The 14,876-nt window shown below is 67.0% G+C and carries 12 protein-coding genes; 6 read left to right on the forward strand and 6 right to left on the reverse strand.

Annotation, left to right across the window (positions count from 1 at the left end):
• Nucleotides 1-169 precede the first annotated feature (169 nt).
• Nucleotides 170-1,651 (forward strand): M16 family metallopeptidase, encoded by a 1,482-nt coding sequence (locus FVQ98_RS19060; RefSeq protein WP_147915038.1) that lies wholly within the window; start codon nucleotides 170-172, stop codon nucleotides 1,649-1,651.
• Between the two features lie 53 nt (nucleotides 1,652-1,704).
• Nucleotides 1,705-3,048, forward strand: a complete 1,344-nt coding sequence (locus tag FVQ98_RS19065) for a M16 family metallopeptidase (RefSeq protein ID WP_147915039.1) — start codon at nucleotides 1,705-1,707, stop codon at nucleotides 3,046-3,048.
• Between the two features lie 132 nt (nucleotides 3,049-3,180).
• On the opposite strand, the gene FVQ98_RS19070 is transcribed toward FVQ98_RS19065, so the two are convergent.
• Nucleotides 3,181-3,720 (reverse strand): hemerythrin domain-containing protein, encoded by a 540-nt coding sequence (locus FVQ98_RS19070; protein WP_147915040.1) that lies wholly within the window; start codon nucleotides 3,718-3,720, stop codon nucleotides 3,181-3,183.
• Between the two features lie 165 nt (nucleotides 3,721-3,885).
• Nucleotides 3,886-5,661, reverse strand: coding sequence for a gamma-glutamyltransferase (gene ggt / locus FVQ98_RS19075; RefSeq protein ID WP_147915041.1), 1,776 nt, complete (start codon nucleotides 5,659-5,661; stop codon nucleotides 3,886-3,888).
• Nucleotides 5,662-5,813: 152 nt separating this feature from the next.
• Between ggt and rsmD the strand changes: the two genes are divergently transcribed.
• Nucleotides 5,814-6,449 (forward strand): 16S rRNA (guanine(966)-N(2))-methyltransferase RsmD, encoded by a 636-nt coding sequence (gene rsmD / locus FVQ98_RS19080; RefSeq protein ID WP_147915042.1) that lies wholly within the window; start codon nucleotides 5,814-5,816, stop codon nucleotides 6,447-6,449.
• 944 nt (nucleotides 6,450-7,393) lie between these two features.
• The gene (coaD, locus tag FVQ98_RS19085) at nucleotides 7,394-7,894 is read left to right on the forward strand and encodes a pantetheine-phosphate adenylyltransferase (RefSeq protein WP_147915043.1); all 501 of its coding nucleotides are present in this window, start codon (nucleotides 7,394-7,396) and stop codon (nucleotides 7,892-7,894) included.
• A 191-nt stretch (nucleotides 7,895-8,085) separates the two neighbouring features.
• On the opposite strand, the gene sugE is transcribed toward coaD, so the two are convergent.
• The gene (gene sugE, locus FVQ98_RS19090; protein ID WP_147915044.1) at nucleotides 8,086-8,400 is read right to left on the reverse strand and encodes a quaternary ammonium compound efflux SMR transporter SugE; all 315 of its coding nucleotides are present in this window, start codon (nucleotides 8,398-8,400) and stop codon (nucleotides 8,086-8,088) included.
• A gap of 193 nt (nucleotides 8,401-8,593) precedes the next feature.
• On the reverse strand, nucleotides 8,594-9,808 hold the full coding sequence (locus tag FVQ98_RS19095) for a multidrug effflux MFS transporter (protein ID WP_147915045.1): 1,215 nt from the start codon (nucleotides 9,806-9,808) through the stop codon (nucleotides 8,594-8,596).
• Between the two features lie 151 nt (nucleotides 9,809-9,959).
• On the opposite strand from FVQ98_RS19095, the gene FVQ98_RS19100 reads away from it, so the two are divergent.
• Together FVQ98_RS19100 and FVQ98_RS19105 are read left to right on the forward strand one after the other, a co-directional pair.
• The gene (locus tag FVQ98_RS19100) at nucleotides 9,960-11,090 is read left to right on the forward strand and encodes an NAD(P)/FAD-dependent oxidoreductase (RefSeq protein ID WP_147915046.1); all 1,131 of its coding nucleotides are present in this window, start codon (nucleotides 9,960-9,962) and stop codon (nucleotides 11,088-11,090) included.
• 15 nt (nucleotides 11,091-11,105) lie between these two features.
• Nucleotides 11,106-12,440, forward strand: coding sequence for an aspartate aminotransferase family protein (locus FVQ98_RS19105; protein WP_147915047.1), 1,335 nt, complete (start codon nucleotides 11,106-11,108; stop codon nucleotides 12,438-12,440).
• A 51-nt stretch (nucleotides 12,441-12,491) separates the two neighbouring features.
• Here the strand turns inward: FVQ98_RS19105 and FVQ98_RS19110 are convergent, their stop codons facing one another.
• Both FVQ98_RS19110 and FVQ98_RS19115 read right to left on the reverse strand, forming a co-directional pair.
• The gene (locus tag FVQ98_RS19110) at nucleotides 12,492-13,043 is read right to left on the reverse strand and encodes a Crp/Fnr family transcriptional regulator (protein ID WP_255507865.1); all 552 of its coding nucleotides are present in this window, start codon (nucleotides 13,041-13,043) and stop codon (nucleotides 12,492-12,494) included.
• Between the two features lie 166 nt (nucleotides 13,044-13,209).
• The gene (locus tag FVQ98_RS19115; RefSeq protein ID WP_147915049.1) at nucleotides 13,210-14,544 is read right to left on the reverse strand and encodes a glycerate kinase type-2 family protein; all 1,335 of its coding nucleotides are present in this window, start codon (nucleotides 14,542-14,544) and stop codon (nucleotides 13,210-13,212) included.
• Between the last annotated feature and the right edge of the window lie 332 nt (nucleotides 14,545-14,876).

Here is a 14,876-nt window from a genome sequence, read left to right on the forward strand (position 1 = left end):
GCCACCGAACACCTGCCTCCCATCACGCGACTCGCATTCGACGGGAACAACGTGTTGAGAAACTACACCTAGGCGGTGGACAATTCCCGCCCATTGGTTGGCCCGCTTTCCCGTGTCAGGCGGGAACGCTAACCCGCCAGGCCGACTCCATTCGCCCATGCTTCGCGATATGACCCTCATTGCTCCCCCCGTCTTCCGTCGCGCTTCGGTGCCGCTGGCCGCCGCCGTTCTGGTGGCCGCCTTGGCCGGTTGCGCGGCCACGCCCGCGCCGAGCGGCTCGGCGGCAGCGCCGGCGGCGGCGACCGCCCAGCCCGCCGCCACCGCGGCCGGTGTGCAGCAGTTCACCCTGGACAACGGCCTGACGCTGATCGTCAAGCCCGACCGCCGCGCGCCGACAGCCGTGCACATGCTGTGGGTGCGCGTCGGCTCGGTGGACGAGCACAACGGCACCACCGGCGTCGCCCACGTGCTGGAACACATGATGTTCAAGGGCACGGACACGCTGGCGCCGGGCGAGTTCTCGCGCCGCGTGGCCGAGTTGGGTGGGCGCGAAAACGCCTTCACCAACCGCGACTACACCGGTTATTACCAGCAGGTGCCGGCCAACCGCCTGCCCGAGGTGATGGCGCTGGAGGCCAACCGCTTTGCCCACAACCGCTGGAGCGACGACGAATTCGCCAAGGAGATCGAGGTCATCAAGGAAGAGCGGCGCATGCGCACCGACGATAACCCGCGCGCGCTGATGGCCGAGCAACTGATGGCGGGCACCTTCGTCGCCTCGCCCTACCGTCAGCCCGTGGTCGGCTGGATGGGCGATCTGGACGCCATGAAGGCGCAGGACGCGCGCGACTTCTACCAACACTGGTACACGCCCGCCAACGCCGCCGTGGTGGTGGTCGGCGACGTCGACCCGCAAGCCGTGCTGGCCCTGGCGCGCAAGACCTACGGCGCCGTGCCCGCGCGCGCCGTGCCGCCGCGCAAGCCGCAGCCCGAGCCGGCGCAGAAGGGCGTGCGCCGCCTGTGGGTCAAGGCGCCGGCCGAACAGGCCGTGGTGGCGCTGGCCTTCAAAGTGCCGCAGATGGATTCGCTGGAGCCGTCACCCACCAACGACGACGCGCTGGCGCTCACCGTGCTGTCCGCCGTGCTGGACGGCTACAGCGGTGCCCGCCTCGACCGCGCGCTGACGCAAGGCCCCAAGCGCGTGGCCGATTCCGCCAGCGCCAGCAACGGCCTCTTTGGCCGTGGCCCGCAGCTGTTCATGCTGACCGGCGTGCCGTCCGCGGGCAAGAAGCCCGAACAGGTGGAGGCCGCGCTGCGCGCCGAGGTGGCGCGCGTCGCCAAGGACGGCGTGAGCGAGGCCGAACTGGCCCGCGTCAAAACGCAATGGGTCGCGTCCGAGGTCTACAAGCGCGACTCGGTCATGGGCCAGGCGCAGGAACTGGGTGGCTTGTGGGTGCAGGGCCTGCCGCTGGACGCCGACGCGCGCCTGACCCAGCGCCTGCGCAGCGTCACCGCGGCGCAGGTGCAGGCCGTGGCGAAAAAGTACTTTGGCGACGACCAACTCACCGTCGCCACGCTGGTGCCGCAGCCGCGCGACCCGGCCGCGCCAGCGCGACCGCAGCAGGCCATGCCGGCGGGAGACATGCGCTGATGACCGCCCTGACTACCTTCGTCTGCGCCCGCTCCTCACGCCCCAGCCACTCCATGAAAACTCTCAAAACAATAGCTGCCTGCGCAGGACTGACTTGCGCTGGAGCCGTATTTGGCTTGTCCTCGGCCAACGCCGCCATCCCCATCCAGCACTGGACGCAGCCCAGCGGCGCCCAGGTCTACCTGGTTGAAAGCCCGGCGATTCCCATGCTCGATGTCGAACTGGACTTTGACGCCGGCAGCCGGCGCGACCCGGCCAAGCAGGCCGGTCTGGCCGATGTGACGGCGCTGATGGCCGGCATGGGCGTGGCCGCGCGCGGCGGCCAGCCCGCGCTGGACGAAAACCAGTTGGGCGAGGCTTGGGCGGACCTGGGCGCATCCTTTGGCGGCAGCGCCGGCGCCGACCGCATGAGCTTTCGCCTGCGCACGCTGACCGAGCCGGATTTGCTGGCCAAGTCGGTGCGCCTGGCCGCACGCGAGCTGGGCGAGCCGTCCTTCCCCGACGCCATCTGGCAGCGCGAGCGCCAGCGCCTCACCGCCGCCATCCGCGAATCGCGCACGCGCCCCGGCACCATCGCCGGGCGCGCCTTCAGCCAGGCGGTGTACGGCAACCACCCGTACGGCTACGAGACCACGCCCGAATCGCTGCAGCGCATCACGGTGGCCGACATGCGGGCGCGCTACCGCGACTTCATCCTGCCTTGCCGCGCCAAGATCAGCCTGGTCGGCGCCGTCAACCGCGCGCAGGCCGACCAGCTGGTGACCGAACTGCTCAGCCAGCTGCCGCAGGGCGCGGCTTGTGCGCCGCTGCCCGCCGTGCCCGAAGTGGCGCCGCTCACGGCGGCCAAGGAAGAGCGCATCCCCTTCCAGTCGGCCCAGGCGCAGGTGCTGATCGGCCAGCCCGGCTACAAGCGCACCGACCCGGACTTCTTCGCGCTGCTGGTGGGCAACCACATCCTGGGCGGCGGCGGCTTCACCTCGCGCCTGATGGACCAGGTGCGCGAAAAGCGCGGGCTGACCTACGGCGTGTCCAGCGGCTTTTCACCCGGCCTGCACGCCGGTGCCTTCGTGGCCGGCCTGCAGACGCGGCCCGACCAGGCCAATGACGCGCTGGCGCTGACGCGCCAGGTCATCGCCGACTTCGTCGCCCAAGGCCCGACCGAGGCCGAGCTGAAAGCCGCCAAGGACAACCTGATCGGCAGCTTCCCGCTGCGGCTGGACGGCAATGGCAAGCTGCTGGACAACGTCGCCAATATCGCCTGGAACAACCTGCCGCTGGATTACCTGGACCACTGGACCGACAAGGTCGCGGCCGTCACCACCGACGACGTGCGCCGTGCTTTTGCCCGCGTGCTGCAGCCCGATCGCATGGTCACCGTGGTGCTGGGCGGGCGTTGAGCGCGTTTCGGTTGTTTTTGGATAAAAACAGCCTATGGCCCTACAACCATCTGCGCTGATAGCTATTTAATCAATAGCATATTGAGGGTGGTGCGCTGACCGCAGCGCACCGTGGCCGCAGCCCTTTCTGCGTCAGACGTGTGCCAGCGGCGGCGCCTGGTGGCGCATGTGCAGCGACAGACCGAGCGCCGCCATGTGGTTGCCGTCGCGCTGCAGGATGCGCTCGGCCAGCGGCAGGAATTCCTGTTCTTCGACGCGCGCGTGCGTGCGGTAGCGCTGCACCAGCAGGGAGCAGGCGGCGCCGTCCACGTCGGCGGGTTGGCCGTGCGCCAGCCGCTTCAACTGCGGCGCAAGGCGGTTCCACAGCGCCTCGATCTCGCGGTGCTCGTGCGTCAATGCGTCCACCATCTGCTGCACGTGCGCCCGCTCGGGGCCCGGTTCGCTGCTGCGCAGCACGGCGGGGAACAGCTCGCGTTCCTCGTCCTGGTGGTGGTCGAACGCGGCCTCGCGAAAGAAGCCCAGGAAGTCGGCCGCGATTTTCCGCGCCCGCTGCGCGGGCACCAGCAGCGCCGGCAGTTCGTCAAAGCTGTCCAGGTGGCGCACGATGCCGGCGTGGCACTGCGAGAAATTGGTCAGCGGTGCCTGTGTGTCGATGTCGGGGTGTTGGCTCATCACGGCAACCTCGCGGATTGGCAATGCGCCAAGCGTAGCGCCGATGGCCGGCGATGGCACGCGGGGCGGCCATCGCCGTGGGCCGGGCTTGATCCAGATCACGCCCGGCGCGTTGGCCGGGCGCGGAGCCGGCGTTGCACCGGCCCGTGGGACGCCGCTGGCGCCTTACAGCGCCTCGGCCGGCTCTTTCGCCTTGGCCGCCGCGGCCTTGGCGTTCGCCGGGATGGTCAGCGACAAGGCGTTGCTGTTGCGCGGGTCGGAGACGGGCATGGGCGTGTCGCCCACGACCTGGATCGCCTCGATGGCGCCGCCGCCGCCCAGGCCGTCCTGCATCTTCCAGCCGCGCGCCGTCAGGTTGTCGGCCACTTCAGGGGCGAAACGGCTCGCCTCGTAGTAGATGACGTTGTCCGGCAGCAGCTGGTGGTGGAAGCGCCCTTGCGCCTGCGCCTGTGCCAGCGGCAGCTTGTAGTCGAGCACGTCGACCAGCACCTGGTAGACCGCGGTGAAGATGCGCGAGCCACCCGGCGTGCCCAGCACCAGGGCGGGCTTGCCATCCTTCACGGCGATGGTCGGGCTCATCGACGACAGCGGGCGCTTGCCCGGGGCGACGGCATTGACGTCACCACCAACCACGCCGAACTGGTTGGGCACGCCCGGCTTGGCGGCGAAGTCGTCCATCTCGTTGTTGAGCAGGAAGCCCGCGCCCTTGACCACCACTTTGGCGCCGTAGCCGCCGTTCAGCGTGTAGGTGTTGGCGAAGGCGTTGCCCCACTTGTCGACCACCGAGAAGTGCGTCGTCTCCGGCTTTTCACCCGTGGTGTTGGGCGGCAGTGGGTCCAGGCCCAGGCCCGGCTTGACGTCGGCCAGCGGCGTCGGCGTGCCGGGGTTGACCTCGGCCGCGCGGCGCGCGATGTAGGCGTCGGACAGCAGCTCCGTCATCGGGATCTTGAAGTAGTCCGGGTCGCCCAGGTACTGCGCGCGGTCGGCAAAGACACGCTTTTCCATCTCGGCCGTCAGGTGCACGTACTGCGCCGAATTCAGCGGCGCACTGGCGAACTGGCCGCCCAGCACCTGCTTCATCTTCAGCAACTGGCCGATGCCGAAGCCGCCCGAGCTGGGTGGCGGCGCGGTGTAGATGGTGTGGCCGTTCCACGGAATCGCCACCGGGTCGCGCCAGATGGCCTTGTAGTTCTTCAGGTCGGCCTTGGTGATCAGGCCCTTGGTGCGCTCCATCTCGGCGACCAGCATGTCGGCGGTCTGGCCGCTGTAGAACTCGTCAGCGCCCTTGTCGCTGATGCGCTGGAGCGTGTCCGCCAACTCGGGCTGCTTGAACAGCTCGCCCTTGGTCATCTTGCCGCCAAAGTAGTCGTTGAAGTTGGCGTGCACGGGGTTGGTGCTGACGGCCGCGGTGCTGTAGGCCGTGAAGCCGTTGCGCGCGTAGGCGATGGCGGGCGCCATGACCTGCGACCAGCTCAGCTTGCCGAATTTCTTATGCGCTTCCCACATGCCCATGACCGAGCCGGGTACGCCCGTGGCCAGCGTGCCGTTCAGGCTCAGGCCAGGCACGATTTCGCCATTGGCGTCCAGGTACATGGTGGCCGTGGCGGCGCCGGGCGCCATCTCGCGGTAGTCCAGAAAGTAAGGCTTGCCGTCCATCCAGATGGTGGCAAAGCCGCCGCCGCCGATGTTGCCAGCTGGGGGCAGGCTCACAGCCAGGGCGAAGGCCGTGGCCACGCCCGCGTCGACGGCGTTGCCGCCGGCTTGGAGGATCTGCTCTGCCGCGCGCGCGCCGAACTGGTCGGGCGAAGCCACAGCGCCAGCATTCAAAGCCGTGGCGTCGTCGTCATCGTCGCCGCCGCCGCAGGCAGCGAGACCAAAGACCAGGGCAGAGGCCAGCACGGCAGGCCGGCCCAATGCCCAAGTGCGAGGGGTGGGTTTCATCGGTTTGTCTCCTGATGGTTATTGCAGGGCGCTGCGGCCCCGAAACCATTCTAGGCAGACCAGTTACCCGATGGCAGTACGGGGCATTGCAAGCGGTTGGCCCCGGATGTCGGCAGGGCGCTTTCGGCGTGAAGGCCGCGCGACAATAGGGCATGGTTCGTTCCTCTACCGCTGCCCGGCGCAAAGCCCCCGGGTCCTCTTCGGCTGTTCCGACCAAGCCGTCTGCGGGTGGGCGCCACCAGGTGCGCATCGTCGGCGGGCAATGGCGCCGGCGCCTGCTGCCGGTGGCCGACCAACCCGGCCTGCGGCCAACGCCCGACCGCGTGCGTGAGACGCTGTTCAACTGGCTGGGGCAGGACCTGGCCGGCTGGCGCTGCGTGGACGCGTTCGCCGGCAGCGGCGCGCTGGGCTTCGAGGCCGCGTCGCGCGGCGCGGCCGAGGTGCTGATGGTCGAGCGCGCCCCGGCGCTGGTCGCGAGCCTGCACGATGTGCGCAGTCTGCTGGGCGCGACCATGGTGCGCGTGCAGCGCGGTGATGGTGTGGCCGCCTTGAAAGACGCAGCGCCGGGCAGCGTCGACCTGGTGCTGCTGGACCCGCCATTTGACAGCGACGTCTTCGCGCCCGCCCTGCACGCGGCGGCGCGGGCGGTGGCGGCCGATGGTCATGTGTACCTGGAGGCGCCGCGGGTTTGGGTGGATGAGGATTTGGCGGAATTTGGGTTAACGGTGAAGCGGCATTTGAAGGCGGGTGCGGTGCACGCGCATTGGTTGAGGCGGGTCGAGGGGTGAGTAAGTGGTTGGATGGGGAATCGGACTGCGGCCCTAGGGGAGTCTGCGCTAACAGCTATGGATTTTGTAGTGCTTGCGCTGCGTGCGTGTTGAGCTGTGCTGCTGATCGACGTTGGGAGGCCGGGATGTGCGCCCGGCGGCGCACCTTCTTTTCTTGTCTCGGCAAGAAAAGAAGGCAAAAGAAGCCGACCCCACTGGCCGTGTCCCCTGCGCTTCGCTACGGGGCAACCTGCGATGCTCGATCGGGCGGTGGCGCTGCAGAACTCGCTTTGCTGCTGCGCAGCGCCGCTCAAACAACTGCAGCGAGTCAGAGCACGAAGCGCGGGCATGCTGCGCTGCCCGCGCCCACCGCCCGCTCTGCGCTTCTCGGCACGTCCACAGGGGTGGGGAAACCATTCGGGCCATCGCTGCGCTCGGCCCCAGGGACCCAAGGCCGAGCGCAGCGATGGCCCGTGCGGCTGTTCAACGCCCCTTGAGGCTGCGCCTGCGGCGTGGTTCTGGCGGGGTGGCGGCTGCACCGAAGGATGCAGTCGCTTCGTGAACTGACTGGCCGCAGCTGTCTGAACGGAGCGCTCAAAGAGCGCGAAGTGAGTTCTGCGGCCCACCCCGGCAGAAGCGCGACGCAGGTTTGCCCCGGAGCGAAGCGCAGGGGTCGCAGACGTGGGGTCGCCTTTCTTTGGTTTCTTTCTTTGGCGAGACAAAGAAAGAAACTGCGCCGCCGGGCGCACATCCCGGTCTCCGAACGTCGATCATGCGCCAGATCCCAACGAGCGCAGCGAACGAAAAACTACAAACTCCATAGCTGCTCGCCCAATTCCACTCTGGGTCGCCAGCCGGTCCCGCTCTCAAAGCAGACGTCCCCACACGCCACCACCTCTTCCATCGGCATAATCCGCGCCAAAGCGCCGCACCCAGCCGGCGCGCGTCACAGGAGACACCGCCCGATGAGCCGCCATGTGATCGCCGTCTACCCCGGCACCTTCGACCCCATCACCCGGGGCCACGAAGACATCATTCGCCGCGCGCGCGAGCTGTTTGACGAAGTCATCATCGCCGTGGCCATCGCCCACCACAAGAAGACGCTGTTCAGCTTCGACGAGCGTCTGGCCATGGTGCAGGAGTCGGCCAAGCAGTGGCCGGGCGTGCGCGCCGAGCCGTTCGACGGGCTGATCAGCCATTTCGTGCAGGAAAAGGGCGGCAAGGCCATGGTGCGGGGTCTGCGTGCGGTGACCGATTTCGACTACGAATTCCAGCTGGCCGGCATGAACGCCAACCTGGCGCCCGAGGTCGAGTCGGTCTTTCTGACGCCCAGCGGCCGCTACCAGTTCGTCAGCAGCACCTTCGTGCGCGAGATCGCGCTGCTGGGCGGCGACGTGCAGCAGTTCGTGTCGCCGCACGTGTGGCAACGTCTGATGGCCAAGAAGAGCGCCGGCACCAAACCCTGAGCGAGACCGAGATCGAGACGGCCGCGCGTTTGCGCGGTTTTCAAGGGATTTTGGGCTACAGCGCTACAACCACCTGCGCGGACAGCTAGAAAAAACGTAGCAAGTGAGGCTGAAAAAAGCCTGCCCGGCGTATCCGCACGGCAGGCTTTTCTTTCGGTCGGCAAGGCGCGATGGGCCGCGCGGGCGAGAGGTCAGCTGGTCAGCTTCAAGCCGATGATGCCGCACAGGATCAGGCCGACGCAGACCAGGCGCGCGGCGTTGGCCGGGTCGCCCATCAGCACGATGCCCAAGATGACGGTGCCGACGGCGCCGATGCCGGTCCACACCGCGTAGGCCGTGCCGACGGGCAGGTCGCGCATGGCGACGCCGAGCAGCCCGACGCTGATGGCCATGGCCGTCACGGTGCCGACGGTGGGCCACAGGCGCGAAAAGCCTTCGGTGTACTTCAGGCCGATGGCCCAGCCGACTTCGAACAGGCCGGCAATGACGAGAATGATCCAGGACATGGCGGAGACTCCAGAACGTGCAGTGGGGTCGTCCCCGGATCAGATGGCGGCGCACGGGGTCGTCCCCGCGGCGAGGTGGATGCTACTGAAACCATAGCTGTCTGCGCTGATGGTTGTAGCGCTGACGCCGAATTTTATTCAAAACCACGCACGGCGGCGAGTGTGGCGTGGCAACCACCCAGGCCGCCTGGTGTCAGCCGATGTCGCGCCAGCGCTGGTGCAGCCAGATCCAGGCGATCAGGCCCACGGCCATGAAGGCGGTGGAGGTCAGTGCCAGCCCGATGGCGGAATGCATGACCAGCGGCGCGACCACGCCGGCCACAATGCCGTTGGCCGTGCTGCCGACCACCGCCTGCAGCGACGAGGCCATGCCGCGCCGCGCCGGGTGCAGATCCAACACCAGCAGCGTGACCACCGGCACCATCAGCGCCCAGCCGTAGGCGAACACGGCAATCGGCCACAGCGACCACCAGGGGCTGGGGGTGAACAGCAGGTTGGCGACGATGTTCAGCAGCGACACCGCCAGCATGATGCGAAAGCCGCGCATGATCTGGTTCTTGGGTCGCACCTTGCCGGCCATGCGCCCCGACTGCCAGGAGCCGATCATGATGCCGCTGATGGTCATGATGAAGAACCAGAAGAACTGCGTCGGCCGCAGGTGCAGGATGTCGCCCAGGAACGCTGGCGCCGACAGCACGTACAGGAACATGCCGTTGAAAGGCACGCCCGAAGCCAGTGCCAGCAGCAAGAAGCGCGGGTCGGACAGCAACTCGCCGTAGCCGCGCATCAGGTTGCCCACCTGAAACGGCTGGCGCTGCTCGACGTGCAGGGTCTCGGGCAGAAAGCGCAGGTTGATGCCGGTCAGCACGATGCCCACGCCGACCAGAAACCAGAACACAGCGTGCCAGCCCAGGGCTTCCGACAGCACGCCGCCGATCACCGGCGCCAACGCGGGCGCGACGCCGAAGAAGATGGTGATCTGGCTCATCACCCGCTGTGCGTCGGCCGGCGGAAACATGTCGCGCACCACCGCGCGCGACACCACCACGCCCGCGCCGGTGGAGAGGCCCTGCAAGGCGCGAAAGAAGATCAGCTGGCCCACCGTCTGCGACAGCGCGCAGCCGAGCGAGGCCAGCGTGAACAGCACCAGCCCGCCGATGATCACCGGGCGGCGGCCGAAGCTGTCGGACAACGCACCATGAAACAGGTTCATGAAGGCGAAGCCGAACAGGTAGGCCGACAGGGTCTGCTGCATTTCCACGGGCGTGGCCTGCAGCGAACGGGCGATGGCCGAGAACGCCGGGATGTAGGTGTCTATCGAGAACGGCCCCAGCATGCCCAGCACCGCGAGCAGCACCGCCATGGCCCAGCGGGGCGCTTTCCAGAGCTGATCGGCGTTCGGATTCATGGGGTTTTGGCGGGGAGATCGGTGCGGCGGGGGAGGGCGCTGACTATACGGGGTGCGCGCGCACGGTGCAGCGGCTGGTTTTTGGCCGTCGACGCCCTCATGGGGCATACCCCTGACGAGCCTGTCGCTCGCCGCTGCCAGAATCGGTGGGGTGAATACTACCGACACCCTCATCGTCGGCGCCGGCATGGCCGGAGCCTCCCTGGCCTGGCGCCTGGCGCAGCGTGGCCACGCTGTCACCTTGCTGGAGCGCGAATCTCAACAAGGAGCGCACAGCACCGGCCGCTCGGCCGCCATGTTCATGGAAAGCTACGGCCCGCCGCAGGTGCGGGCGCTGACGCGCGCGGGCCGCAGCTTCTACCTGCAGCCGCCGGCGGGGTTTACCGACGACGTGCTGGTGTCACCGCGCGCGGCGCTTATCGTCGGACGTCCGGAACAGTCGACCGAGTTGGAGGCCACCTGGGCAGCGCTTTCCGGGGGGGGCACGCGCGTGCGGCGCCTGAGCGGGGCCGAGGCGGTCGCGCTGCTGCCCGTACTGGCGCCCGAGCAGATCGGCGGCGCCGTGCTGGATGAAGACGGCTACGACATGGACGTCAACGCGCTGCTGCAGGGCTTCCTGCGCGGTGCACGGACCGCGGGGGCCCAACTGCGCGTCGGGGCCGAGGTGGTGTCTGCTCGACACGATGGCGCAGTGTGGACCGTACAGTTGGCTTCTGGCGAAACGCTGCAGGCGCGGACGCTGGTCAACGCGGCAGGCGCCTGGGTGGACGAGCTGGCGCAGCGCGCCGGCGCCCGGCCGATTGGCATCGAGCCGCTGCGTCGCAGTGCCTTTACCTTTCGTGCGCCGGAACACATGGATCCATCCGGTTGGCCGATGGCCATCGATGTCGATGAAAGTTGGTACCTCAAACCCGACGCCGGTCAACTGCTGGGATCGCCTGCCAATGCCGATCCGACCACACCGCACGACGTGCAGCCTGAGGAGTTGGACATTGCCACCGGCATCTACCGCATCGAGGAGATGACCACGCTGCGCATTCATCGGCCCACCGCCACCTGGGCCGGTTTGCGCAGCTTCGTGCACGACGGCGAGATCGTCATCGGCTTCGATGCCCAACTTCCGCGCTTTTTCTGGCTGGCGGCGCAGGGCGGCTACGGTATTCAGAGCGCCGCAGGGGCCAGTCTGCTGGCGGTCAGCCAGATACTGGGGGATGTGATGGCTCCCGATCTGGCGGTGCAGGGCGTAAACGCACAGGCGGTTTCACCCTCTAGGCTGCGTTGACCGCACAATGGGGCCATGAGCGACCTTGACCAGGCACTGAACCAGGCCATCGAACAATACCGCCGTTCGCACCCCGCCAGCGAGCGCATTCACCAGCAGGCGCTGGGCGTCCTGCCAGGTGGCAACACACGCAGCGTGCTGTTTTTCGACCCCTTTCCGCCCTACATGGTGCGGGGCGAGGGGTGCCATCTGTGGGATGCCGATGGTCACCGCTACCTGGATGCACTGGGCGAATTCACGGCCGGGCTGTATGGTCATTCGGACCCGGCGATCCGGGCGGCCGTCAGCGAAGCGCTGCACAGTGGTCTGAGTCTGTCGTCACACACCGAACGCGAAGGGTTGCTGGCGCGTGAGTTGCAGCGGCGCTTTCCGTCGATGGAGTTGCTGCGCTTCACCAATTCGGGAACGGAGGCCAACCTGATGGCCCTGGCCACAGCCACTGCCAGCACCGAGCGGCGCAAGGTGCTGGTCTTCAAGGGCGGCTACCACGGAGGGGTGCTGGCCTTCGGCCAGGGCGGCAGCCCGGTCAACGTGCCGCACGAATGGATCGTGGCGCGTTACAACGATCTGGACGACGTGCACGCACAGGTCTCACCTCATCGCAAGGATCTGGCGGCCATCCTCGTGGAGCCGATGCTCGGATCCGGGGGCTGTATTCCGGGTGATCCGCAGTTTCTGCATGGCCTGCGCGCACTGGCCAGCGAGACGGGGGCGTTGCTGATCTTTGACGAGGTGATGACTTCCCGGTTGTCGTTTGGCGGGCGCCAGCAACTGCTGGGCATTCGGCCGGATCTGACCACCATCGGCAAGTACTTTGGCGGCGGCTTGACCTTTGGCGCCTTCGGTGGGCGCGCCGACGTGATGTCTCGCTACGACCCGCGTCGGCCGCAGGCCTGGCAGCATGCGGGTACTTTCAACAACAACGTGCTCACCATGGCAGCCGGTCTGGCTGGCCTGAAACACGTATTGACCGCGGAGCGCCTGGATGCGCTCAATCGCCGGGGCGATGCCTTGCGCGCCAAGCTGAACGCCATGTTCGAACGCCAGGGCGTGCCGCTGCAGTTCTCCGGATTGGGCTCGCTCATGCAACTGCACCCGTTGGCGGGCACGCTGCGCAGCGCTGACGACCTGGCTGCGGCCGATGACCGGGTGAAGGCGCTGATGTTCTTCGAATTGCTGAGCCGCAGCGTCTACATGGCACGCCGGGGTTTCATGGCCCTGTCTTTGCCATTCGGCGACGCGGAATGCATGCGCCTGGAGCACGCCATGACGGAGGCGGTCAACGCGCGCCGGGCGATCTGGCCCCAGTCGGCCCCCGCGCCAGCACTGGAAAAATCGGCCAACGCCTGAAGACGAGGCGGGTGCGGCAATGGGGCCGCATCATCAAGAAGAGGGCAAGCCTCAGGCGCCGGCCAGCGCCCGCAGGCCGCCGGGGTCCACCAGGTTGAGCACGCGGCCCGAGCCGCTGATCAGGCTGCGCTCGCGCAATTGCCGCAGCACGCGTGAGAAGGTTTCTGGCGCGATGCCGAGCTGGGCGGCAATCATGCGCTTGCGCTCTCGCAGAAACACGGACAGCGCACCAGGGGTGTCGTGGACTGGCTCGGCGTGGCGCAGCAGCCATTCCGCACAGCGCGCTTCGGCGTCCTTGGCCAGGCGGCTGACCGCCAGTTCGGTCTGCTGGCGATGCGCGAGTGCGACGCCCGACAGCACCGATCTTGCGGTGGCTGGAAGGCCTGCCATCTCGGCCGCGAAGGCGCTCAAAGGTACGCGCTGGACACGCAACTCGGTGTCTGCAATGGCATCGACCAACGGAGCCTCGCCCAGCACCGCGCAGGTGGCGTTCAACCAACACGGGCCTTCCACCATACCCACCTGTCGCGTTGTGCCTTCGCCTTCGTTCAGGCGGAGTGACACGCGTCCGCTGTCGACGTGGTAAACGTAGTCCATGGGCATGGCGCGACGCATGAGCGTCGCACCGCGAGGCAGGGAGCAAACGTCGCCCTGCCAGTGGTTTGACTTAAGGGGCAGCATGGGGACACTGTGCCGCGCCATTGCCCTGATGACATTGATGCACGTCAACCGCATGGCACGTGCCGTTCGACCGCATGGTCTCATTCGATCAAAGGATCAGAATGGCGCGAAAGTCGTTGACGTTGGTGTACGTTGGGCCGGTCACGACCAGATCGCCGATCGTCTCAAAATAGCTGTAGGCGTCGTGGCGCGCCAGATGGTCGGACAGCATTCGGCCTGCTTCTGCTGCGCGGGTGACGGAGTCAGGGGTAACCAAGGCGCCGGCGTTGTCCTCAATTCCATCGATGCCGTCCGTGTCCGCGGCCAAGCCCCAGACACCGGGTTGGCCTTGTAAAGCCTGCGCCAGTCCCAAGCAGAACTCACCGGCACGACCGCCGCGACCCGGCGGCTGACTTGGGTCGCTCCGCGTGAGTGTGACGGTGGTCTCGCCGCCGCTTAACAGAACACACGGTCGCTCAAACGCCCCGTGCCCGTGCGCCGCGGCTCGCGCGAGCGCGCCGTGCATACGGCCGATGTCCGAGGATTCGCCTTCGATCGCATCGCTGAGCACGTAGGCCTTCAGCCCCGCCGCGCGTGCAGCCTGAGCGGCAGCTTCTATCGACTGTTGGGGCGTGGCGATGAGGTGAGTTTTCTGGCCACTGAAAATCGGCGCATGGGGCTTCGGTGTTTCCAAAACACCAGCCTCGAGCGCGTTGCGGACCGATGTGGGCAGCGACAGTCCGTAGCGTTTGACGACTGTGAGTGCTTCTGCGCATGTGCTGGTGTCGGGTACCGTCGGGCCGCTGGCAATGACCGAGAGGTCGTCTCCGGGCACGTCGCTGATAACGAGTGTGACTACCCTGGCAGGCGCACAAGCGGCCGCCAGACGGCCTCCCTTGATCTGCGACAAGTGCTTCCGCAGCGTGTTCATTTCATGGATGCTGGCTCCGCTGGCCAACAACTGCCGATTGATGTGTTGTTTGTCTGTCAGCGTCAACCCTGGTGCAGGCAGCGTGAGCAGGGCTGAACCACCTCCGGAAATGAGACAGAGTGCGAGGTCGTCTGCGGTCAGTTCGTTCGCGAGGGCCAGCATCTCGCGCGCTGCGCATTGTCCGGCGTCGTCTGGCACTGGATGGGAGGCTTCGACTACTTGGACGCGCTGGCGGCCCAACTTGTCCCTTTTGGGTGTATGCCCGTATCGCGTGACCACCAAGCCGGACAAGGGTGCGTCAATCGGCCAAGCCGCTTCAACGGCTTGGGCCATCGCGCCGGCTGCCTTGCCAGCGCCGAGCACAACCGTTCTTCCGCGTTCAGGTGGGCTTGGCAGGTACCGCGACAGCACGTTCCCCGGCTGCGCCTGCTCGACCGCGACATGGAACAGGTACTTCAGGAACTGGCGCGGATGAACAGGTGTGAACTTGGCGGCGGCGGACGTCGTACTCATCCGCCTCAATCTAGCGCGAAATTCGCCGAGCGTCTCGCGGACGACGTAAAGACGAGCTATACTTCGCCCCCTTGATGCTTCGGCCCGCCGGTGCATTGGGGGGGCTGAGTGAAGCGGCGCGGCCGCCAAATCCCCCAAGATTTGACAGGTCTTTGAAAGACGTGCCATAATCGAAGGCTTCGCTGATCGATGAGGGATCTCAGGGGTTGGCGACAATCGGAAGACTCTTCTGGTTGTGGGTTGTGGGTTGTGGGTTGTGGGTTGTGGGTTGTGGGTTGGGAGATGCGAGGCGGCCTTGGTTGCAGTGCAAATCGGTAAAAACCCTAAAGCTT

It is taken from the genome of Ottowia flava (assembly GCF_008017535.1).
In the GTDB taxonomy this organism is placed as follows: Bacteria; Pseudomonadota; Gammaproteobacteria; order Burkholderiales; family Burkholderiaceae_C; genus Ottowia; species Ottowia flava.